This is a genomic window from Sphingomonas jinjuensis, from assembly GCF_014197105.1.
In the GTDB taxonomy this organism is placed as follows: domain Bacteria; phylum Pseudomonadota; class Alphaproteobacteria; order Sphingomonadales; family Sphingomonadaceae; genus Sphingomonas; species Sphingomonas jinjuensis.
Genome location: NZ_JACIEV010000008.1, coordinates 98,822 through 120,490, shown reverse-complemented (window position 1 = coordinate 120,490; position 21,669 = coordinate 98,822). Strand labels below are relative to the sequence as shown.

Here is a 21,669-nt window from a genome sequence, read left to right as displayed (position 1 = left end):
CTTGGTTGCATCGAAAAGCGGCGGTTTGGGGGGAGTTGATCTCGCTCAAGCTGAAATAATCCTAGCATGGCTGACCGAAATGCCGGTTTCGCGTGGTTTTGCGCCGGCCGCGCCCGATGATCGCCGGGAGCGATACGACAGCATCGACGTTCCTCCTGGTAACAGAGGGGGAATCGCTTGTTCATCATGCATGTGGCGTTGGGCGGCTGTCTGAAGAGCCCGCCGATCTCGTTCGGCCTTACCGCCGACACCGGCGGCCACATTTCCTACGTTCTCGAAGCCGCGGCGCATCAGGCCGCATTGCCCGACGTCGATCAGGTGACGATCGTCACCCGCCTGTTCCATGCCCCGCATCTGGGTGACGCCTATGCCGTCGCCCACGAACCGATCACGGCAAAGCTCGACATCCGCCGGCTCGCGACCGCCCGCCCGGACTATTGCGAAAAGGAAGCGCTCGCCGCCGAGCTGCCGGCCTTCACCGACGCCCTGTGCGACTATCTGGCGAGGCTGCCCCGGCGCCCCGACGTCGTCCACGCCCATTTCGCCGATGCCGCCGCCGTCGCCGCGGCCGTGCAGCGCCGCTTCGGCATTCCCTTCGTCTTCACCCCCCACGCGCTCGGCATCGATAAACGCAGCCAGCAGCTCGCCGGCGATAGCCTCGACGCGCGGATCGTGGCCGAACGCGCGGCGATCGTCGGCGCGGCGGCGGTGCTGGTGTCGACCGATGACGAGGCGCAGCGTCAGGTCGGCGGCTATGCCGTCCCGCTCGGCACCCGCGTCCATGTCGTCTCGCCCGGCGTCCCGCGCCGCGATCTGGTCCCGACCGCGCCGACGCTCGTGGACGAGCTCGCGACCTGGCTCGACCATCCCGAGCGTCCCATCATCCTGGCGGTCGCGCGGCCGGTCGCGAAAAAGAACCTGGCCGCTCTCGTCCGCAGCTACGCCGCGCACGACGGGCTGCGCCGCGCCGCCAACCTCGTCATCCTCGCCGGCCAGCACGCGCATGCCAGCCCCGACGAAGCCGCCATCCTCGCCGAACTGTCCGCCCTCGCCGCCACACCGGCGTTGCAGGGCCGCGTCGCCCTGCCGCCTAGCCACGACGTCGGCGACGTCGCCGCGCTCTATGCGCTGGCGGCGCGAGGCGGCGTCTTCGTCAATCCGGCGCTCCACGAACCCTTCGGCCTGACGCTGATCGAAGCCGCGGCGGCCGGCGTCCCCGTCGTCGCCACACGCCACGGCGGCGCGGCCGACATCGTCGGGACGATCGGCCACGGCACGCTGGTCGATCCGCGCGACGAGCCCGCGATCGGCGCAGCGGTCTTCGCCATCCTGAACGATCCATCCCACCATGATCGCCTCCAGCGGGCGGCGCGTCGCGGTGCCCGCCTGTATTGCTGGGATCGCTACGCCCGATCGTCGGTCGCGCTATACGGCGCGGCGGCCACGCCCCGCTTCCTCGCCAGCGATATCGACAACACGCTCACCGGCTGTCGCGAAGGCGCGGCCGCCTTCGCCGAGTGGCGCCGTCGATCGTCGCAACCCTTCATCGTCGCCACCGGCCGCGGGATCGATGCGGCACGGCTGATTCTCAACCGCTGGCGGCTGCCGATGCCCGATGCCTTCGTCACCGACGTCGGCACCACCCTGAGCCTGCCCGATGGCAAGGGCGGCTGGAGCATCGACGAAGCCTATGCCCGCTCGCTCGACACGGGGTGGGACCGCGATGGCGTCGCCGCCGTGCTCGACACGCTCGACCTTGCCTCCCAACCGCCCGTGACGGAGGGTCCGCACAAGATCAGCTTCTTCGGCGACGCCGCCCATGCCGCCCGCATCCGCAGCGCGCTGACCCATGCCGGGCTTCAGGCCCGCGTCGTCTTCTCGCATGGCCGCCTGATCGACGTCCTCGCGCCCAGCGGCGGCAAGGCATCCGCGATTGCCGCCTTCGCCGCCCGCCACGGCTGGACGCTGGCCGACGCCGTCGCCGCCGGCGACAGCGGCAACGATCATGACATGCTCGCCGCCTGCGGCCACGCAATCCTGGTCGGCAATGCGTCCGACGAACTGGCCTCGCTGCCGTCCCGCGCCGGCCTGTACCGGGCAAGGCGCCACCACGCAGGCGGCGTCGTCGAGGGGCTGGCCGCACTTGGTCTCGACCTTCCAAAGGCGGCCGCCGGGGCGCGAAGCGTGGCAGCCGCCGCATGACACGTCCGTTCGGCTATTTCGTCCATCACCAGGGCCGCGGTCATGCCGAGCGCTGCGCAGCGATCGCCAACGCGCTGCCGCCATCGCGTCCGCTGACCATCTTCTGCGCGCGCGACGATATCTTCCCGGCTCTGCCCCCGCACGTCGAGATCGTCCGCCTGCCCTCGCTGTTCGAGCCGACCGGCGACGAAGCGCCATCGCTCGACTGGGTGCCGACCCCGGTGACGCTCCACTGCGCCCCGCTCGGCTGGCCCGGCATCCGCCGCGCGATGGCGACGCTGACGGCCTGGTTCGACGCCGCGGACCCGGCGCTGCTGATCTGCGACGTCTCGGCGGAAATCGCCCAGCTCGCGCGCATCTGCTCGGTGCCCCACGTCAAGGTCGTCCAGCACGGCGACCGGGGCGATGCGGGCCATCAGGCCGCCTATGACGGCGCCGCGGGGCTGCTCGCGCCCTTTCACGCCGATCTCGCCCAGCCCGAATGGAGCGACGCCTTCCTCGCCAAGACCTGCTTCGCGGGCGGCCTCGGCGTCGACGTCCGCCTTCCCGAGCGCGAGGTCGCGCGCCAGCGGATCGGCGTCGCGGTCGAGGAGGAGCTGATCCTCGTCCTGTCGGGCGGCGGCGGCGAAGGCTTCGCCCAGGCCCCGCTCGGCGTCGGCGCGCGCACCCGCCCGTCGGCGCGCTGGATCACGATCGGCAAGGTCCAGCATGATTGGCACGCGACCGAGCCCGCCAATATCGAGTATCGCGGCTGGGTCGACGATGCCGCCGACTATATCGCCGCCGCCGATCTCGTCATCACCTCGACCGGCAATACCACCTGCCAGCAAATTCTCGCCGCCGGCCGCCCGTGGCTCGCGGTGCCCGAATGGCGCTATTTCGACGAACAGCATCGCAAGGCGGAGGCGCTCGCCGCCGCCGGCGTCGCCTGCGTCCGCCCCCACCTGCCCTCGTCAGCGCAAGGGTGGAGCGCAGCGCTCGACGAAGCCCTCGCCGGCCATCGCCCCGATGCCCAGCGCGCGATGATCGACGACGCCCCCGCCGATCGCGTCGCGCTGTGGCTGGAAACGCTCGCCACCCGCCTCGGCGCCCCTCTCGCCGCGCCCGACCTTCCCGCCTCGCTGGAGCCTCGTCCCCTATGACCGCCGTTTCCGTCGTCACCCTGGCCAAGGGACGCCCCGATCACCTCGTCAACGTCGTCCACGGCCTCACCCGCCAGACCCTCATGCCTACCGAGCTGATCGTCGCGGTGATGCAGGACGAGGATTATGTCCTGCCCGAGGCGTCGTTCCCGATCCGCCAGATCCGTATCACCGACGACGCCCTGCCGCTGGCGGCGGCGCGCAACGCCGCGGCGCGACTGGCGACGGGCGAGGTGCTCGTGTTCCTCGACATGGACTGTATCCCGACCCCAAGCCTCGTCGCCGACTATGCGGGCTTCATCGCCGATTTCGACGGGCTGCTGATGGGCGAGGTCATGTACCTCCCCGGCGGCGCGACCAACGCCTGGGACTATGACCGCTTCGCCAGCGTCGCCGTCCGCCATTCCGACCGCCGCGGCCCGCCGCCGCGCGGCATCGAGATCTGCGCCGACTATCGCTGCTTCTGGTCGCTCAACTTCGCGATGCGTCGCGCGACCTTCCTGGCGGTCGGCGGGTTCGACGAGCGCTACAGCGGCTATGGCGGCGAGGATACCGACTTCGGGAAGACGCTCGACCAGCACGGCATAGCGATCGCCTGGATCAAGGGCGGCCTCGCCTATCACCAATATCATCCCCACCACATGCCGCCGGTCCACCATCTCGACAGCGTGGTGCGCAACGCCGAGCTGTTCGAGGCGAAATGGGGGTATCGCACCATGGGCCATTGGCTGCACGCCTTCCGCCTGATGGGGCTGATCGACGACACCGCCGGCCAGTCGATCCGCATCCTGCGCCGCCCCGATGCCGACGATCTCGCGCTGACCGGGCAGCAGAGCCACCAGCCCTATGCCAACACCGCCAGCGTCATCCGCCAGCTGGAGGCGATGGTGGCGCAGGGTCACCGGGATGTCGTCGCCGCCGCATGAGGATCGCGATCCTCGCCCATGTCCGCCAGCGGATCGCCCAGCCGTTCGCCGGCGGGATGGAGTCGCACTGCTGGCATCTCGCCGACGGGCTGCAGCGGCGCGGCCACGACGTCGTCCTGTTCGCCTCGGGCGACAGCGACCCGCGCTTCGCTATCGATCCCGTCGTCGCCGAACATTATGAGCGGACCTTCCCCTGGGCCGAGCATCGCGGCACCCAGCCGCTGATCGCGCACCTCGACGCGGGCTATGCCGCCGCCTGCGACCGGATCGCGGCGGGCGGCTTCGATGTCGTCCACAACAACAGCCTCCATCGCTTCCCGCTCGAACAGTGCCGGACGGCGGTGACGCCGACGGTCACCTCGCTCCACGTCCCGCCCTATGACGCGCTCCACTGGTTCGTCGCCGCCAGCCCGTCGCCGCGCCACCACCTCACCGTCACCTCGACGCGCCAGCTCGCCGCCTGGTGGCCCAAGGGCGCGCCCGCCGAAGCCTCGGTGCTCCACAACGGCATCGATCCCGCACGCTGGCCGTTCGGCGAACATGGCGACGGCACCGCCGCGTGGTGCGGTCGCATCACCCCCAACAAGGGCCCGCATCTGGCGGCGGCGGCGGCACGGCGCGCCGGCATCCCGCTGACCTTGTTCGGCGCGATCGAGGATCCCGATTACTGGCAGGCAGAGGTCGCGCCGCTGCTCGGCGACGGCGTCGCCTATGGCGGTCATCTCGCTGGCGACGCGCTGGCCGGGGAACTGGGCCGCGCCTCGCTGTTCGTTTTCACGCCGTGCTGGGACGAGCCGTTCGGGCTCGTCGCGGCGGAGGCGATGGCCTGCGGCCTGCCAGTCGCCGCCTTCGACATGGGCGCCGCGCGCGAGGTGATCGGCGAGGCCGGCGTGTTCGCGCCGCCCTGCGACGTCGCCGCGCTCGCCGACGCGATGGTCGAGGCGCTCGCCATCCCCCGCCGTATCGCGCGCAACCGCGTGCTTCGCCTGTTCACCCACGACCGCTGGCTCGATCGCTGCGAGGCGCTGTATCGCAGCGTCGCCGCCGCCACCGCAACGCTCGCGGCATGACCGACGTCGTCGCCGTCCAGCAGGCCGCGCTCGATCGGCTGTACCGGACGCATGTCGGCGCCGGCGACCGTTATGCGCTGCTTGATTTTCCCGACCATGCGAATGTCGGCGACAGCGCGATCTGGCTTGGCGAAATGGCGATGCTGCGGCGGATCACCGGGCGCGATCCCTGCTATATCTCGTGCTGGCACGACTTCGACGAAGCCGCCTTCCGCGCCGCCTGTCCCGACGGCATCGTCTTCCTCCACGGCGGCGGCAACCTCGGCGACATCTGGCCGCATCACCAGCGTTTCCGCGAAGGCGTCGTCCGCGCGCTGCATGACTATCGCCTCGTCCAGCTGCCGCAATCGATCCACTTCGACGATCCCGTCGCGGCCTACCGCTTCGCCGATCTCGCCGACGTTCACCCGGACCTGACGCTCTACGTCCGCGACCGCCCCAGCCTCGCCATCGCCACCACCTGGCTCGGCGACCGCACGCTGCTCGCCCCCGACTCCGCTTTCGCGCTCGGCACGCAGCCTCGCCGAGCGCCGACCGTCGAGACTCTGGCGTTGATGCGCAGCGACAGCGAGCGTCGCGATCATGTGTCGATCGTGCCGGCGGATGCCGAGGTCGTCGATTGGCTTCACGACGACGCTGCGATCGGCGGCACCGATTTCGCCTCGCGCCAGCGTCAGGCGGACGCGAGGCTGCAACGCGGCCTCGCCCTGCTGTCGCGCGGGCGCATGATCGTCACCGACCGGCTCCACGGCCATATCCTGGCGCTGCTGCTCGATATCCCGCACCGGGTGCTCGACAATCGCTACGGCAAGGTCGGCGCCTATATCGACGCCTGGACCAGCGGCTCGCCGCTCTTGCTTCGCGAGCCGTTGCCAGCGTGACCCAATCCGCGATCGACATCAGCCTCCTCGTCTGCACCCGCAACCGCAGTGCGTCGCTTTCGCTGCTGCTGGCATCGATCACCGACGCGTTGAGCGCGGCCCCAAGCCTGACCATCGACATCGTCATCGTCGACAACGGCTCGACCGACGACACCGCGAGCATCGTCGAGCAATGGCGCGCGAAGCAGGCAACGAACGTCACCCTCCTCCACGAGCCTCGCGCCGGCCTCGCCCGTGCGCGCAACCGGGCGCTGGCGGCGGCCGGCGGCGCGATCATCGCGATGACCGACGACGACTGCCGCCTCCATCGCGACTATTTCACCGCGCTCGCCGCCTGTTTCGCAGGCCTTCGTGAGCCCGTCGTCATCGGTGGCCGCATCCTGCCGGGCGACCCCGCCGACCTTCCGATCACGGTAAAGACCGAAGACCATCCGATGGTCGCGCCGGCGCGCGGCTTCCCGGGCGGTTTCGTGATGGGCGCCAACCTCGCCTTTACCGCGGATGTGCTCACGCGGGTCGGCGACTTCGACGAGCGGTTCGGCGCCGGCGCCCCCTTCGTCGCTGCCGAGGATACCGACTTCCTCTTCCGCGCGCTCGGCGCCGGCATTCCCGTCCTCTACGACCCGCGCTTTACCGTCGCGCATCATCACGGCCGCCGCGCCGTGACCGAGGAGACCGCGCTGCTCGCAGGCTATGGCTTCGGCGACGGCGCGCTCTACGCCAAGCACCTGTTCCGCGACCGCCGCGTACTGCCGATCCTGCTGCGCGACCTCGCCAGCCTTGCCAAGGATCGCCGCGCGCCCGTGACGATCCACCGCGGCATCCGCCATTTCTACCGCTTCCGCCTCCGCCACACCTGGCGCGGCATGGTCGCCTATGCCGCGGCACGCCAACGGCGGTGACCCGCTATCAACCGGCGCTGCCCCGCTCCAGGTCGCGCTCGAATTCCAGCGCCGCGCGGTCGCGGTTGCAGGTCAGCAGCGCTTGCTCGCGGCCGTCCTCTTTCAGATGCAGCGCAAAGTCGCGCGCATCGATATCGCCGTCGACGCAGGCATCGTCCGGCGTCTCGACATGGCCAACATAGCGAAGATTGACGTCGTAATGCCCCGACCAGAAGAACGGCACCTTGTCGTAGCCGCCGTCGACCAGGCCCAGCAGGTGCCGCGCCAGCCACTGGCCCATATGCTGCGCGACCGCCCAATGCTCGACGCGGATCGGATGGCCTAGCCGCGGGTCGGGTGCGTTGGCGATGTCGCCGATCGCATGGATGGCGGGATCCGACGTCCGCAGCATCGCATCGACGCTGACGCCACCGCCCTCGTCCTCGTCAGCCAGCGTCAGCCCCGCCGCCTCGGCCAGCGCCACGCGCGGCTTCACGCCCGTTCCGGCGACCAGCAGATCGCCCTCGACCCGGCTGCCGTCATCGAGCGTGGCGGCCGTCCCGTCCCAGGCCGTGACCGACCGCTCGGCCAGGAAGGTGACGCCCTTCTCCTCGTGCAACCGGCGGATCATCGCGCCGACCTCTGCGCCTGCCGTCTTCTCCAGCGGGATCGCAGCGTCGGACACGATCGTCACCGCCATCCCGCGCGCGATCAGCGAGGCGGCGACCTCCAGCCCGATATAGCTCGACCCGATGACGATCGCGCGCCGTCCCTCCTGCGCCGCCGCGATCAGCGCATCGGCGTCGGCCAGCGTGCGGACGACGTGGACGTCGTCGCGATCCGCCCCTTCAAACTCGGGGACGATCGGTTCCGCACCGGTAGCAAGGATCAGCGTGTCGTAGGGAACCGCCTCGCCCACCGCCGGATGCACCAGCCGCGCCTCCCGATCGATCCGCTCGACCGATATGCCGAGGCGGATCTCCGCCCCATCCGGGGCGGGCAGCGGCAAGTCGCCACGCTCGGCCTCGCCCGCCAGATAGGCCTTGGAACAGGCGGTGCGGTCATAGGGCGCCTCCGCCTCGTCGCTCAGCATCGTCACCGCCGACCCTGCGCCGTGCCGTGCGAGCATCTCGGCGCAGGCATGGCCCGCGGCGCCGCCGCCGACGATGACCACGCGCCCGATATCGCGCGCCGGCGCGGCGGTTGCCTCGGCAGCGGCGACGGGCTCGCCGACGCGGACCGTTCCATTCTCTTCTACCACCTCGAACCGTTGCAGCGGCGCGAAGGCGGGCGCGTCGACCGCCTCGCCGGTAGCGACGTCGAAGCGAGCGTGATGCCAGGGACAGCGCAGCGTCCCGTCCGCAACGATGCCGTCCGCCAACGGCGCCTTGGCATGGGTGCAGAGGCCCGCCAGCGCGCACAGCTTGCCACCGCTGCGCAGCAGGACGACGGGCTCGCCGTCGACTTCGCCCGCCACGACGCAGTCTTCGCCGATCTCGCTCGCGTCGATGCCTGCTGCCAAATCACGTTCCGTCATCGGTGCCTGTCCTCGTGGGGATCGACCGTCGCGGGCGCGACAGATCCGGTTCAGTGAGCGAAGCGCACCCGGTGGGGCGCGGTTCCCTGCGACAGTCCAGCCCGTCCGCTCTCGCACATTTCGTCACCGGGTCGGCGAACCAACGGCCACCAGAAACATTGTAAGGCTCTCCAACCACTCAAGGCCGCACCGCATGGCGCTGGATCACAACGACCGACGCCGATGCTGACCGCGCTGGTCGACCGCCTCTTCGGCGACGCAGCAGCCCGTCCCGATGCTCGGATCGACGGCTATCTGCCGCTCGCCCGCTATGGCGCACTCGGCGACGGCCGGTCGGTGGTGCTGTCGGGCACCGACGGTTCGATCGACTGGTGGTGCGTCCCCAATCTCGATTCGCCGCCGCTGTTCGATCGCCTGCTCGACGCGGAGGAAGGCGGCCGGTTCAGCCTGACGCCCGACGCACCCTTCACGATCGAGCGCCGCTATCGCGACGACAGCAATGTGCTCGAGACGGTCTTCACCACCGACACCGGGCGCGCACGGCTGACCGAATCGCTCAACAGCGGCACCGCCGGCCGCCTGCCCTGGGCCGAGCTCGCCCGCCGGATCGAGGGGCTGGAGGGCAGCGTCCGTTTCGCGCTGACGATGCGCCCGGGGCGCCGCGGCGACACCGTCAATCCCTATCATTCGACGATCGGCAAGCACACCGTCTTCCATGTCGAGCGCGTGCTTGGCCTCTTCGTCCATCATCCGGCGATCACCTGTCGCTGGTCGGACGAGGGCATCACCGGCGAGGTGATCGTGAACGCCGGCGAGCGTCGCACCGTCGCGATCGTGGCGGGGCGCGACGAGCCGCTGGTCGCACCGGGAATCGAGGAGATCGACGCGCGCATCGACCTGTCCGACACCGAATGGCGCGACTGGGCCGCCCGCCTCACCTATGACGGTGACGATCGCCCCGCCTTCGTCCGCAGCGCCCTCGCGCTGAAGCTGCTGCTGTACTCGCCGTCGGGCGCGATCGCCGCGGCGGCGACCACCTCGCTGCCCGAAGGGATCGGCGGAGCCAAGAACTTCGACTATCGCTACGCCTGGATCCGCGACGCGGGCTACACGATCAAGGCGTTCCTGACCGCCGGCGCCCAGGCCGAGGCGAAGGCCGCATTCACGTGGCTGCTCAACCAGTTGCGGGAGACCGGCACGCGCGTCTGCTACACGCTTGACGGCGGCGTGGTGCCTGACGTCGCCGAATGGGCGATGCCTGGCTATCGCGGCAGCCGCCCCGTCGTGACCGGCAACCTCGCCACCGACCAGAGCCAGCACGGCGTCTATGGCGATATCTTCGAAACCGCATCCTGCTTCGTCGCCAGCGGCAACATCCTCGACAGCGCCAGCGCCGAACTGCTGTCGCATCTGGCCGATCAATGCGCCGACCGCTGGCGCCTGCCCGACGCCGGCATGTGGGAGCTTCAGGAACAGCAACACTATACCATGTCGAAGGTCAGCTGCTGGCAGGCGCTGGCCCGTGCCGTCGAACTGGCCGACGGGGGCCAGTTGCCGACCACCTGCCGCGAACGCTGGCAGCGCGAGCGCGACCGGATCAAGGCGTGGATCGAACGCGAATGCTGGTCGAACAGCCAGCAGTCGTTCGTCATGTACCCCGGCAGCGACAAGATCGACGCCTCGATGGCGCTGGCCGTTCGCTTCGGCTTCGACGGCGCCGACCGACTGCGGCTGACGCTCGATGCGATCGATCGCGAGCTGGGCGCTGGCCCCTTCCATTACCGCTACACCGGCATGGCGAGCGAGGAGGGTTGCTTCCTCGCCTGCTCGTTCTGGATGGTCGAGGCGCGGGCGCAGCTGGGCCAGCGCGACCAGGCGCGCGCGGCGCTCGACGCGCTGGTGGCGGCGCTACCCGACGGCCATGGCGTCCTGGCCGAGATGGTCGACCCGCATGCCCACGAATTTCTGGGTAACATGCCTCAAGGATTGAGCCATCTTGCCCATTTAATGGCGCTTTCCGTCCTGAACGACGCCGCGGCCTGCGACTGATCGGCACGTCGACGGTTGGTCACCGTCCCCTCAACGGAGAAATTCATGACCAATCGTCTGACGATGCAGGACCCGCGCGAGCAATATCCCAAGCCCCCCTTCCCCCGCCAGCCGCAGCCGGTGCCGGGCACCGCCGCGAAGATGGACCCCGTCCCCGACCATGGCGAGGAGAGCTACCGCGGTTCGGGCAAGCTGACCGAGCGCAAGGCCCTGATTACCGGCGGCGACAGCGGCATCGGTCGCGCCGCCGCGATCGCCTATGCCCGCGAGGGCGCCGACGTCGCCATCGCGTACCTGCCCTCCGAGCGCCAGGACGCCGCCAACGTTATCGCCCTGATCGAGGCGGAGGGGCGCACCGCCGTCGACCTGCCCGGCGACATCACCGACGAGGCCTGGTGCCGATCGCTGGTCGAGCAGGCGGTGGAGAAGCTGGGCGGCCTCGACATTCTCGTTATCAACGCGGGCAGCCAGCAGTATCGCGAGAATATCGCCGAGGTGTCGTCCGCCGATTTCGATCGGACGCTGAAGACCAACCTCTATGCGATGCACTGGATCGCGCAGGCCGCGGTGCCGCACCTGCCCGCCGGCGCTGCGGTGATCACCACCGCGTCGGTCCAGGCCTATGATCCCTCGGCCATCCTGCTCGACTATGCCACGACGAAGGCGGGTATCGTCGCCTACACCAAAGCGCTGGCCGCGCAGCTGCTGGAAAAGGGCATCCGCGCCAACGTCGTCGCGCCGGGCCCGTTCTGGACGCCGCTGCAATCGTCGGGCGGCCAGCCCGAGGGAGCGGTGATGAAGTTCGGCGAGAAGAGCGCCTATGGCCGCCCCGGCCAGCCGGTCGAGATCGCGCCGGTCTATGTCCTGCTCGCCAGCCAGGAGGCGAGCTATATCAACGGCGAGGTCTACGGCGTGACCGGCGGCGCCGGCATCGCCTGAAACGAGACCCCGGCGGCGCTGATCCGCCGGGGCTTCTTTCCGCTCAGCCGGCGATCGTGAAGACGGAGCCTGAATCGACCCGGATACCCGCGCCATTGATGAAACTCGCGCGCTCCGACACCAGGAAGGCGACGGCGGCGGCGACCTCCTCGGGCTTGCCGCGCCGCTTCAGCACCATGCCAGGGCGTTCCTCGTCGAGGAAGCTCTCGATCGCCTCGTCGAAGCTCACGCCCTGTTCCTCGGCGCGCTTCCGCATCATCTTATCGGTCATCGGCGTCGCGATGAACGCCGGCGACACCGTGTTCACCAGCACATTGTCGCAGCCATAGGCCTTGGACAGCCCCTTCGCGAGGCTGAGGATCCCGGCCTTCGACGCGCAATAGGCAAGTTCGTCGACATAGGGCTGCACCGCATCTTCCGATGCGAACAGCACGATCCGCCCCCAGCCGCTGCGCCGCATCGCCGGAATCGCCTCGCGGCACATCCGCACCGCGCCCATCAGGTTGATGTCGAGCGTCTCCAGCCAGCCGGCATCGTCGACCTCCAGGAAATCGCCGGTCGCACCCGTCACGCCGGCCGCATTCACATAGATGTCGGGATCGCCCAGCTTCTCGCGCACCTGGCGCCAGATGGAGGCGACGTCGTCCGGCTTGGTGACGTCGCCGGTCACCGCGATCACCTCACCGAGCGGCGACAGCTCGTTCACCGCCTCGTCGATCGTACCGCCCGGCTTGTCGGTCAGCGCGACGCGGACGCCCGCTTCCAGCAACAGCCGCGCCGTCTCCTTGCCCATACCGGAATCAGACCCGCTGATCAGCGCGATCCGGCCCTTGATGCCCAGGTCCATACAATTTCTCCTTCAGATGCGGTTTGCGAGGAAGCGGTCGGCACAGCGCAGTGACAGCGCCATGATCGTCAGCGCCGGATTGGCGGCGAGGGCGCTCGGGAACACCGAATTGTCGCAGATGAAGAGGTTTTCGACGTCGAAGCTGCGGCCGTCGGCATCGACCACCGCCTCGTCGCCGTTCGTCCCCATCCGGCAGGTGCCGATGGTATGCGCCGACCTATCGACCGCGACGATGTCGCGCGCGCCTGCCGCCTCCCAGATCGCCGTCATCGCCCTACGCGCGTGGGCGTCAATCGCGCGCTCGTTGTCGCCATAGCTGAAGTCGACCCGCGCCTTGCGCAGGCCATAGGTGTCGGTTTCGTCCGACAGCGTCAGCAGATTGTCGTCGGACGGCAGGCACTCGCCGTTGATCCCGATCCCGCCCAGGCGGTTATAGTCCGTCAGCATATCGACCAGCGGCTGGCCCCATAGCCCCGCCCCGCGCGCCAGGTTGGCGGCAAGCGTCACCGGCAACACCCCCAGGCTCTGCATCAGATAGCCACCGGCGAAACCGGCACCGGCGGGACGCATCATGTCCTCGCTGATCAGCGAGGAGGGATAGCCGCGGTTCATCCGCATATCGGCATCGAAGCGCCCCCAAACCTGCGTCGCGACATGCGCCATGAAGTTGCGCCCGACCTGCCCGCTGGCATTGGCGAGCCCCCAGTTGAGCAGCAGCCGCGGCGTCTCGACGCCGCCGGCGCACAGGAACAGCGCCGCGCACTTCTGCCGCAGCCGCTCGCCACGCCGGTCGTAGACGACGGCCGTGATTCGTCCGCGGCCATCGCGCTCGACCTCGACGACGCGGCATTCCGCGCGAACCTCGGCACCATGCGCGATGGCCAGCGGCAGCCAGCTGGTGTCGGTGGTGGCCTTGGCCGCGACGCGGCATCCCTGGTGGCAGAAGCCGCAGTTGATACACGCCTGCCGCTCACCCCAATGCGGCTGCTCTCGATCGCGCGACACCAGCGCGGCCGGGGCGTCGGTCGCCGCGATGCCCAGCGCCGCGCAGCCCCGCGCCATCGCATCGGCCGGCGCGTTGCGCGCGACCGGGGGCAGCTCGTAGCGGCGCGCGTCGTCCCACGGGTAGCGCACCGGCCCCGACACGCCGATGAACCCCTCGACCGCCTCGACGTAGCGAGCGAGTTCGGCGTGCGCGATCGGCCAGTCGGCGCCGACGCCGGCCAGCGTCTGCAATTGCAGATCGCGCGCGTCAGGCCTTGGGCAAAAGGCGCCCCAGTGCAGCGTCGATCCGCCGACGCCCATGCCGCTGTTGTTGGCGCCGAACGCGGTGGCATCGCGCCCGCCGCTCAGCCGCTCCTCCATCCAATAGATATCGGCGGCGAGTTCGTCCGCGACATGGTCGCTCGGCGCGAACGCACGTCCCGCCTCCAGCACCACGACCGAGACGCCCGCCTGCGCCAACCGGGCGGCCAGCGGCGCGCCGCCGGCACCGCTGCCGACGATCACGACATCGACGGCGCCGCCGGTCATGCGACGGCTCCCGGCTGCACCTGCCAGGGCTCGATCATGTCCGCCGCCGTCAGCCGATAGCCCTGCTTGCGCTCGCCATCGCCGCCGACCGCGAAGCCGTCATAGCCGACCAGCGCCATCGTCGCGGGCAGCGCCATCCATTGCCGCGCGATCTCCGCACGCGCCTCGGCGAACCACAGCCGCATCTGCGCTGCAGTCAGCGATCCGGTATCGCCGCCCGAACCCTCGGCGATGCGGCGCAATGCGTCGCCCCTGGCCTCGCCGTCGCAATCGACGAAGCCATCGCTGGCCAGCGTATCCAGCGCCATCGCCCAGCTCGACTCATCCGCCGGCAGATCAACGAGGCGCCAGCCGTCGCCCTGTCCCGATGCCAGCATCGCATCGATCCGGCGGGCAAGATCGGCACCATCGCACACCCCGGGCAGGGTCGTCTCGACCAGCGCCGCGAGCACGTCGCGCTGCCGTTCGGTGAGGACGCTCTTCCCGATCGGTGCCGCATGGCGCGCCGTCATCACCGCCCGCGTCCGCCGGCTGACGCGATCGGAGGCGAGCAGCGCGACGAAGTCGGCGGGCAGTGCCGATGCGAATGCCGGCCGCACATGGTCGCGGATCAGCGCCGCCACGTCGGCAGGCCGCTCGTAAGGTAGCAGATGCGCTGCGCCCGCCACCACCTCGACCCGTGCATCGGCATAATGCGGCACATTGAGCCGCTGCTGCGCCTCGATGCCGAGGTCGCCATCCTCCCCGCCTGCCACGATCAGCGCCGGCACCGCGATGACTCCCGCCGCCTCCGCCCAGTCCTCGCGGCTGCCCCGCTCGAGCCAACCGACCCATGCCTCGCGCCCCGATCGCTGCACGTCCGCGATCGCCTTCGCGCGCAGGGGATCGGGCAGCGGCGTCGCCGTGTTGGCATCGACGAAGGTTGCCGCCTCGTCCGCATCGATCCTGCCGTCGTCGAACCACGCGATCATCTCGGCGCGGCGTTCCTCGTCGATCGGCTCTGGCGATGGCGGCGACGCAGCCAGCAGGACGACGGCGGCCAGCCCGCTGAAGGCCGGATCGCCGTCGCGCGCACGCGCCGCCGCCAGCGTCGCGATCTTGCCGCCCATGCTGTGGCCGACGACCGCCCAACTATCCGGCCGATGGTCGCCGACGCGATCCGCGAACCAGTCGACCAGCCCTGCGACATCCAGGCGGGCGTCGTCGCTACCGCCGAAGCCGGAAAGGTCGAGCGCCACATGCTCGACCTCGGCTCCGATCGTGTCGATGACACCGTCCCACTCGGCGGCACTCGCGCCCAGCGCGTGAAGGTAGAAGATCCGCGCCACCTGGGTCCCATCACATACGTCGTTGATGTGGGATGAAGCTCGCCGCCGGCTCGCAAGTTCCGGCATGGCGCCGGAATTGCTCGTCATCGGCGATAAGTCGCCGACGGCGGCACGAAACCCGATGCCAGCCGTTGCGCTTCGTCAGCAGACAGGAGCCGATATGACCAACGACGCGCCCGCCGATCGGCCCACCAGCTTCCCCGACGAACCGCATCAGCCCCGCCCAGGCCTGACCACGTTGATGCGAACCAAGCCCGATCACGGCGAGGAAAGCTATGTCGGCAAGGGGCTGCTGACGGATAAGGTGGCGCTCATCACCGGCGGCGATTCCGGGATCGGCCGCGCCGTCGCCATCGCCTATGCCCGGGAGGGCGCCGACGTCGCCATCTCCTACCTCGAGGCGGAGCAGGTCGATGCCGAAGAGACGCGGGCCTGGGTGGAAAAGGCAGGCCGCCGCTGCCTGCTTCTCCCCGGCGACATCCGCGACCGCGACCATTGCGCGCAGCTGGTCGAGCGGACCGTCGGCGACCTCGGCGCGCTCGACATCCTCGTCAACAACGCCGCCGCGCAGACCATCAACCAGGGCATCGAGACGATCGACGACGACGATATGCAGGGCGCCTTCGCCGCCAACGTCTTCGCGATGATCCGCCTCGCCAAGGCGGCGCGCCCGCACTTGAAGCCGGGATCGGCGATCGTGAACACGACCAGCGAGCAGGCCAAGGTCGCAACCGAGAGCATGGTGGTCTACGCCGCGACCAAGGGCGCGATCTCTAGCCTGACCGTCGGCCTGTCGAACCTGCTCGCCGCCGACGGCATCCGCGTCAACGCGGTCGCGCCGGGGCCGATCTGGACCCCGATCCAGCCGATCGCGAAATCGCCCGAGGAGCTGGAAACGCTCGGCCACGACACGCCGCTGGGTCGCGCCGGCCAGCCCGCCGAACTCGCCCCCGCCTATGTCCTGCTGGCGTCGGCGGAGGGCAGCTACATGTCGGGCAACGTCGTCGCAGTGACGGGCGGGGTGCCCGTCTCGTAACCGACTGCCGCGCGCAACGTCATGACGAAACGGTAGATTGTGCGGGCGACGTCGATCGCTTATCGTCGTTCCAGCTTTGGACCGACTGGCGACGACATCCCCTGTCATCGAGACCTTCGAGCCGTCGTCCGAGATCCGGGCGGCGATCGATGACTTTGCCCGTGGGCGAAGCGCGCAGGATCCGGTGCAGGTCGGCTTCGACATGACGCCGGTGGCGATGGTGGTCAGCGATCCGACCCTGCCCGACTGTCCGCTGATCTACGTCAACCACGCGTTCGAGGCGCTGACGGGTTTTCGCGCCGAAGAGGTCCTCGGGCGCAACTGCCGGTTCATGCAGGGGCCGCTGACCGATCCCGACGACGTCGAGCGATTGAGGACCGCGATCGCCCGACGCGAGCCGATCGAGCTCGACCTGCTCAACCATCGCCGCGACGGCACGCCGTTCTGGAACCGGCTGATGGTCGCCCCGGTCTTCGCGAAGGACGGGTCGCTTCGCTATTTCGTCGCGTCGCAGATCGACGTGACGGTCGAACGCCACCGGGTGCTGAAGCTGGAGCGCGATCGCGAGGCGCTGGCTGCCGAGGTGGCGCAGCGCGACGCCGATCTGGCCGCGCACAACGCCCGGCTGCGGATGGCGCTGAAGGCCGGTGGGCTCGGCACCTGGACGCTCGACCTGGCGACGATGACGCTGGGTTCGTCAAGCGGCTGCCGACGCATCTTCGGGCGTTCGGACAGCGATTCCTTCACGTACGACGACCTGTCCGCCGCCATCCACCCCGACGACCTACCGGCTCAGCAGGAGGCGGTTCGGCGGACGATCGAGCACGGCGAGCCATACAGGATCGAATATCGCATCCTGACCCCCGCCGGCGAACAACGCTGGGTCGCGATCGAGGGCGAGCTGCAGTACCGAGCCGACGGATCGCCGCTCGCGATGACCGGCTTCAGCACCGATATCTCGCAACGCAAATTCGCCGAGGAGCATCGCGCGATCCTGGCCCGCGAGCTGACCCATCGCGTCAAGAACACGCTCGCGACCGTCAACGCCGTCGTCAGCCAGACGCTGCGCGATGCCGCGTCGCTCGAGGATGCCGCGGTCGCCGTGTCGGGGCGGATCGGCAGCCTCGCCGCGGCGCAGGAGCTTCTGATCCAGGACGAAGTCGAGGGCGCGGCGATCGGCGACATCGTTGCCCGCGCGCTGCTGCCGTTCCGCGATCGCGATGGCGAGCGCATCCGGTTCGACGGCCCGTCGGTGCGCGTCTCTCCAGAGATCACGCTGGCGCTGGCGATGGCGCTGCACGAGTTGGCGACCAACGCGATCAAATACGGCGCGCTGTCGGTGCCGGCAGGTCGCGTCGCGATCGAATGGTCGATCCGGCGCGAGGGTGGCGAGCGTCGGCTGTTCTTCTGCTGGGGGGAACATGACGGCCCCATGGTGACCCCGCCCACGCGCACCGGCTTCGGCACGCGGATGATCGAGCGGATCCTGCGCCGCCACGTCCGTGCCGGCGCCGCGATCTCATACCCGCCGACCGGCGTCCGCTTCGAAATCGAAGCGACGATCTAACGCCCTTCGTTTCGGGTCCGCGCGTGACGCTCGGCATGGTCGAGCAGTGCGGTCAGATCCTCGCGGCTGATGTCGAAACTGTCGTGCATCTCGGCGAGCGCGGCATCGATATCCGCCGCATCAAATCGTGCGCGCGGCGTCGGCTGAGGAACAGAGGCGGGCTTGTGCGGATAGCTGCGCCGCGTGATCCGATGGAATGCGATCGCCAGCAGCACCAGCGCGATCGAATTGATGCCGACCGGCGCAAGGGCGAAGCCATAGCCGGCGGCGTGGATCGCCGGGCCGCCGATCACCACGGTTAGGGCCGCGGCGCCGCCCGGCGGATGCAGGCAGCGCAGCAGCGACATGACCAGGATCGCGCCACCGACCGCAACGGCCGCCGCGAGTGCGGGATCGGGAACGAACCGAGACACCGCGACGCCGACTAGCGCCGAAACGGTGTTGCCACCGATCACCGGCCAGGGCTGGGCCAGCGGGCTGCTGGGTACCGCGAACACCAGCACCGCCGACGCACCGATTGGCGCGACGATCACCGGCAGATCGTAGAGGCTCAACGGCAGCAGCGAGCAGGCAAGGACCGTCAGCGCGATCCCAATGCCCGCGCCTAGGCATGCGACCAGCCGGCCGTTGAGCGTCGCCCCCGCGAGAATGGGTGAAAACAGGTCATCGAGCGTCATGCCGGCGCGATGACCCGCGACCGCGGGCATGGCAAGGCTCGGATCAGTCGAACCAGACGTCGGCGTAGGCGAGGATGCCAAGAAGGAAGATCAGCAGCAGGGTGACGCCCGCCACCCAGCCCGCCAGCCGCAGCGCATCGAGCCGGTCGTCGTCGCGGCGCGGATCGCGTGCCATCACGCCGGCCGCCGCATCGTCGGCCAGCGCCGCCTCGATACGAACGATCGCCGTCTGGATCGATCGTGCCGAGTCGCTGATGTCGCGTTCATGAAGAGATCCGGGCCGGGCCAAGCGTCACCGCGCGCCGTGGCGCAGGAGGGTGGCGGGCGCAGACGGTACGGCCGCCCGGGGGGCGGCATCGCGCGGTACGATGGTCATTGGCGGAGCCTCGAATGCATTGGGCCGAGTTGGACCCATGAGCCATCGCTCAGCGCGTCAATGCTGCGCTAACCACGCCGTTCCGACCACGCCGTCGGGTTGGGTCGAATCAACCTTGTCCGACGGGCTTCGCGGGCAGCCGCCGCCGCGCTCAGGCTGTGACGACGAGCGGCAGCCGGACGCAGGCGCGCATGCCACGCGTCGTTGGCTCGATCGCGAAGGTGCCGCCGTGGCTCTGCGCGACCGACCGGATCAATTTCAGCCCCAGTTGCACCCGTCCCGCCTCTATCGACGGCTGGCCGGCGGCGACCGGCATGCGCGCCTCGTCGCTCACGACGAGCTCCGCCTGGCAACCGACCGGTGCCAGTGTCACGGCGATCGCACTGCCGGGGGACGAATGGCGGATCGCGTTCTCGATCAGGTTGACGATCATCTGGCCGATCAGCGGCTCGCTGGCCTCGACCACCACGCCCGGCGCCACCCGCGCCTCGAGCGACCGGCCCGACGCTTCCGCGACCACCGCGAAGCTTTCCGCCAAGTCGGTGACGCAGGCCGACAGGTCGACTCGATGCGCGCCCGTCGCCCCGTCGCGGTGATGGCCGATCGCCAGAAAGGCGTCGAACAGTTCGAGGATATGGATGATGTCGTCTTCGGCCGCGGCCAGCAGGGCCTGGCATTCGTCGCCCTGCGTGGCCTGCGCATCCGCCAGCCGCTCGGCCAGCCGCGCGAGCGGCGCGCGCAGGTCGTGCGCGACATAGCCCGTCACGCGCCGATTATCGGCGACCAGCGCCTCGATCCGGTCGAGCATCGCGTTGAACGTCGCGGCGAGCGCATCGAATTCGTCGTCGCGATCGCTCAACGGCACGCGCCGGCTGAGGTCGGGGCGCCGCGCGAGTTCCCCCGCCATGTCGTTCACCGCCGCCAGATGCCCCAGCACCACCCGCTCCAGATGGAGCCCGCCGACGAAGGCGCAGATCGCGGTCAGCCCCACCGTCAGCGACAGGATGACGACGATGATCCCGTCGAACGCGTCGACATAGTCGGTGTCGGCCACTACCGACAGCAGTTTACCATCGGGCAGCACCGTCGTCAGCACCCGCGCCCGCTCGGACGAATCGTCGTCGACGTCGGTGACGGGCACATCGTGCCACCCCGGTTCGAGCGAGGGCATGTTCGCGATCCCGGACAGCAGCCGTCCGTCGCGGGCGGTGATGCGGTAGCTGAAGGTGCGGAGGCCGTGTCCTTCGTAATGCCGGATCTCGTCGGTCATCGCGGTCATCCCGCCGCGCTTCGCCGCCTCGACCAGCGCCGCCGACCGCGCCTCGATGCGCTGGTCCAGCCCATGCGCGAACAGGAATTGGGCGGCGAGATAACCCGCGGCCACCGTCAGGATCGCGATGATGCCGAACGCCGTGCCCCACATGAACACGCGGTGGCGCACGGTCCGACCGCGCGGTGCGATCAAGGCGTGGTCAGCCGATAGCCGACGCCGCGCTCGGTGACGACGCTCGGCATCCCCGTGCCCGTGCCCAGCTTGTCGCGCAGCCGGCTGACATGCGTCTCGATCAGCTTGGTCCGCGGATCGAATTTCAAGTTCCACACGCGCTCCAGCAACATTCGCCGCGTCACGATCTCGCCGCGCGCGATCGCCAGCTCTTCGAGCAGGCGGAACTCGCGTGGCTGGAGCGGCAGCTTGCGGTCACCCGCCCACGCCTCGCGCAGCATCCGATCTAACTTTAGAATACCGCAGGTTAGCACTTCGTTGTCGCTGGACGCCTTGGGCCGGCGGACCAGGGCGCGAAGCCGCGCCTCCAGCTCGCGCGGGTCCGCCGGCTTGATGAGATAGTCGTCGGCGCCGGCATCGAGCCCGGCGATCCGGTCGCTCAATCCCGCCATGCTGGTCAGCACCAGCACGGGCTCGGGAAACAGGCGGCCTTCGGACGGCTCGATCTCGGCCAGCGCGTCGCGCCCGCCGATCATGCGGTCGAGGACGATGACGTCGGGGACGGCCTCGGCCCGCGCCTCACGCGCGGCATCGAGCGTCCCGGCCGTGCGGACGTTATGGCCCGACGCGGCCAGGTCGGCGGCAAGTCGCGCCGCCGCCTCGCCATCGTCCTCGACGATAAGCACATGTAGTACCGGCAAGTTGCGATCCCCTGTTGGACCGGTTGTCCGTCGCTCGATGATAAGTTTCAAGCGGCGAAGGTTGAAAAACGCCAACCTTCTCGGAGCCCGGCGGTGATGCGGCGCGTGGGTTATAGGCGCGCCGCAATGGACGCGCGTCGACGCGCCACATGCCGATCGGTGGCCGGCGGCGTGGCGGCGACGCCGCGCGTTGCGATGTTGTCGTCGATTAGCGCATGGACGCGGGCAATAACCTGCCAGGCCGCCGGCATCGCCGGCAAGTCGACATCCCGGCTGGAGCCCGACGCCGCTGCGTCGTGCCCGCCTCTCGCGCGATAGCTGATCGTGCCGTCATCGGACCAATCCTCTCATCCTCATATGCCACCGATAGACGATCGCCGATTAATCATGAATTTACCTTACCGTCAGCGTTCCGTAATCTAGTGGAGCGCTTCGTCGCCCGGGTGCGGCGCTGGTGCCAATGTTTCTTGGCGCCGCGGGACCGGCAATCTAGGAAGGATGCCGGAACGGGTCACGGATCGCCCGCGCCCCAT

The 21,669-nt window shown here is 69.5% G+C and carries 18 protein-coding genes; 10 read left to right on the top strand and 8 right to left on the bottom strand.

The features are described 5' to 3' along the window. The first annotated feature begins 186 nt into the window (after positions 1-186). The 6 genes from GGQ80_RS13835 to GGQ80_RS13810 are packed head-to-tail and all read left to right on the top strand — an operon-like array spanning position 187 to position 7,123. Positions 187-2,202, top strand: a complete 2,016-nt coding sequence (locus GGQ80_RS13835) for an HAD family hydrolase (RefSeq protein WP_246347110.1) — start codon at positions 187-189, stop codon at positions 2,200-2,202. Beyond that, positions 2,199-3,344: a glycosyltransferase gene (locus GGQ80_RS13830; RefSeq protein WP_183985824.1), complete on the top strand. Its 1,146-nt coding sequence runs from the start codon at positions 2,199-2,201 to the stop codon at positions 3,342-3,344. The genes GGQ80_RS13835 and GGQ80_RS13830 overlap by 4 nt, the downstream gene beginning before the upstream one ends. Continuing rightward, on the top strand, positions 3,341-4,270 hold the full coding sequence (locus tag GGQ80_RS13825) for a galactosyltransferase-related protein (protein WP_183985822.1): 930 nt from the start codon (positions 3,341-3,343) through the stop codon (positions 4,268-4,270). Before GGQ80_RS13830 ends, GGQ80_RS13825 begins: the two co-directional genes overlap by 4 nt. Continuing rightward, complete coding sequence (locus GGQ80_RS13820) at positions 4,267-5,340, top strand: glycosyltransferase (protein ID WP_183985819.1); 1,074 nt, start codon at positions 4,267-4,269, stop codon at positions 5,338-5,340. The genes GGQ80_RS13825 and GGQ80_RS13820 overlap by 4 nt, the downstream gene beginning before the upstream one ends. Further along, positions 5,337-6,221 carry a polysaccharide pyruvyl transferase family protein gene (locus GGQ80_RS13815; protein ID WP_183985817.1) on the top strand — a complete coding sequence of 295 codons (885 nt, stop codon included), beginning with the start codon at positions 5,337-5,339 and terminating at the stop codon, positions 6,219-6,221. The genes GGQ80_RS13820 and GGQ80_RS13815 overlap by 4 nt, the downstream gene beginning before the upstream one ends. After that, complete coding sequence (locus tag GGQ80_RS13810; RefSeq protein ID WP_183985815.1) at positions 6,218-7,123, top strand: glycosyltransferase; 906 nt, start codon at positions 6,218-6,220, stop codon at positions 7,121-7,123. Before GGQ80_RS13815 ends, GGQ80_RS13810 begins: the two co-directional genes overlap by 4 nt. Positions 7,124-7,130: 7 nt before the next feature. On the opposite strand, the gene GGQ80_RS13805 is transcribed toward GGQ80_RS13810, so the two are convergent. Beyond that, positions 7,131-8,639, bottom strand: a complete 1,509-nt coding sequence (locus GGQ80_RS13805; protein ID WP_183985813.1) for an FAD-dependent oxidoreductase — start codon at positions 8,637-8,639, stop codon at positions 7,131-7,133. A gap of 222 nt (positions 8,640-8,861) precedes the next feature. Between GGQ80_RS13805 and GGQ80_RS13800 the strand changes: the two genes are divergently transcribed. Together GGQ80_RS13800 and GGQ80_RS13795 are read left to right on the top strand one after the other, a co-directional pair. Continuing rightward, positions 8,862-10,688, top strand: coding sequence for a glycoside hydrolase family 15 protein (locus GGQ80_RS13800; protein WP_183985811.1), 1,827 nt, complete (start codon positions 8,862-8,864; stop codon positions 10,686-10,688). Between the two features lie 45 nt (positions 10,689-10,733). Then, a complete protein-coding gene (locus GGQ80_RS13795) occupies positions 10,734-11,627 on the top strand; it encodes an SDR family oxidoreductase (protein WP_183985809.1) in 894 nt (297 codons plus the stop codon). 43 nt (positions 11,628-11,670) lie between these two features. Here the strand turns inward: GGQ80_RS13795 and GGQ80_RS13790 are convergent, their stop codons facing one another. From GGQ80_RS13790 to GGQ80_RS13780, 3 genes are read right to left on the bottom strand one after another with little or no spacing between them, the layout of a single operon-like run. Beyond that, positions 11,671-12,474 carry an SDR family NAD(P)-dependent oxidoreductase gene (locus tag GGQ80_RS13790; RefSeq protein ID WP_183985807.1) on the bottom strand — a complete coding sequence of 268 codons (804 nt, stop codon included), beginning with the start codon at positions 12,472-12,474 and terminating at the stop codon, positions 11,671-11,673. Positions 12,475-12,486: 12 nt separating this feature from the next. Continuing rightward, positions 12,487-14,007 (bottom strand): GMC family oxidoreductase, encoded by a 1,521-nt coding sequence (locus GGQ80_RS13785; RefSeq protein WP_183985805.1) that lies wholly within the window; start codon positions 14,005-14,007, stop codon positions 12,487-12,489. Further along, the gene (locus tag GGQ80_RS13780; protein WP_183985803.1) at positions 14,004-15,335 is read right to left on the bottom strand and encodes an alpha/beta fold hydrolase; all 1,332 of its coding nucleotides are present in this window, start codon (positions 15,333-15,335) and stop codon (positions 14,004-14,006) included. Before GGQ80_RS13780 ends, GGQ80_RS13785 begins: the two co-directional genes overlap by 4 nt. Positions 15,336-15,495: 160 nt before the next feature. On the opposite strand from GGQ80_RS13780, the gene GGQ80_RS13775 reads away from it, so the two are divergent. Together GGQ80_RS13775 and GGQ80_RS13770 are read left to right on the top strand one after the other, a co-directional pair. Beyond that, complete coding sequence (locus GGQ80_RS13775) at positions 15,496-16,371, top strand: SDR family oxidoreductase (protein WP_183985801.1); 876 nt, start codon at positions 15,496-15,498, stop codon at positions 16,369-16,371. Positions 16,372-16,447: 76 nt separating this feature from the next. Further along, a complete protein-coding gene (locus tag GGQ80_RS13770; RefSeq protein ID WP_246347090.1) occupies positions 16,448-17,938 on the top strand; it encodes an HWE histidine kinase domain-containing protein in 1,491 nt (496 codons plus the stop codon). Here the strand turns inward: GGQ80_RS13770 and GGQ80_RS13765 are convergent. The 4 genes from GGQ80_RS13765 to GGQ80_RS13750 form a co-directional block, all read right to left on the bottom strand. After that, positions 17,935-18,615, bottom strand: coding sequence for an HPP family protein (locus GGQ80_RS13765; RefSeq protein WP_183985799.1), 681 nt, complete (start codon positions 18,613-18,615; stop codon positions 17,935-17,937). The genes GGQ80_RS13770 and GGQ80_RS13765 overlap by 4 nt on opposite strands. Positions 18,616-18,658: 43 nt before the next feature. Beyond that, a complete protein-coding gene (locus tag GGQ80_RS13760) occupies positions 18,659-18,904 on the bottom strand; it encodes a hypothetical protein (RefSeq protein WP_183985797.1) in 246 nt (81 codons plus the stop codon). Positions 18,905-19,142: 238 nt separating this feature from the next. Then, positions 19,143-20,432 (bottom strand): ATP-binding protein, encoded by a 1,290-nt coding sequence (locus GGQ80_RS18770; protein WP_221364393.1) that lies wholly within the window; start codon positions 20,430-20,432, stop codon positions 19,143-19,145. A 20-nt stretch (positions 20,433-20,452) separates the two neighbouring features. Beyond that, positions 20,453-21,136, bottom strand: a complete 684-nt coding sequence (locus tag GGQ80_RS13750; protein ID WP_183985793.1) for a response regulator transcription factor — start codon at positions 21,134-21,136, stop codon at positions 20,453-20,455. Positions 21,137-21,669 lie beyond the last annotated feature (533 nt).

Excerpts from the sequence above, each read along its gene's own strand:
- GGQ80_RS13835 (WP_246347110.1), top strand. The coding sequence starts at position 187 with ATGCATGTGGCGTTGGGCGGCTGTCTGAAGAGCCCGCCGATCTCGTTC.
- GGQ80_RS13830 (WP_183985824.1), top strand. The coding sequence starts at position 2,199 with ATGACACGTCCGTTCGGCTATTTCGTCCATCACCAGGGCCGCGGTCAT.
- GGQ80_RS13825 (WP_183985822.1), top strand. The coding sequence starts at position 3,341 with ATGACCGCCGTTTCCGTCGTCACCCTGGCCAAGGGACGCCCCGATCAC.
- GGQ80_RS13820 (WP_183985819.1), top strand. The coding sequence starts at position 4,267 with ATGAGGATCGCGATCCTCGCCCATGTCCGCCAGCGGATCGCCCAGCCG.
- GGQ80_RS13815 (WP_183985817.1), top strand. The coding sequence starts at position 5,337 with ATGACCGACGTCGTCGCCGTCCAGCAGGCCGCGCTCGATCGGCTGTAC.
- GGQ80_RS13805 (WP_183985813.1), bottom strand. The coding sequence starts at position 8,639 with ATGACGGAACGTGATTTGGCAGCAGGCATCGACGCGAGCGAGATCGGC.
- GGQ80_RS13800 (WP_183985811.1), top strand. The coding sequence starts at position 8,862 with ATGCTGACCGCGCTGGTCGACCGCCTCTTCGGCGACGCAGCAGCCCGT.
- GGQ80_RS13795 (WP_183985809.1), top strand. The coding sequence starts at position 10,734 with ATGACCAATCGTCTGACGATGCAGGACCCGCGCGAGCAATATCCCAAG.
- GGQ80_RS13790 (WP_183985807.1), bottom strand. The coding sequence starts at position 12,474 with ATGGACCTGGGCATCAAGGGCCGGATCGCGCTGATCAGCGGGTCTGAT.
- GGQ80_RS13785 (WP_183985805.1), bottom strand. The coding sequence starts at position 14,007 with ATGACCGGCGGCGCCGTCGATGTCGTGATCGTCGGCAGCGGTGCCGGC.
- GGQ80_RS13775 (WP_183985801.1), top strand. The coding sequence starts at position 15,496 with ATGACCAACGACGCGCCCGCCGATCGGCCCACCAGCTTCCCCGACGAA.
- GGQ80_RS13765 (WP_183985799.1), bottom strand. The coding sequence starts at position 18,615 with ATGACGCTCGATGACCTGTTTTCACCCATTCTCGCGGGGGCGACGCTC.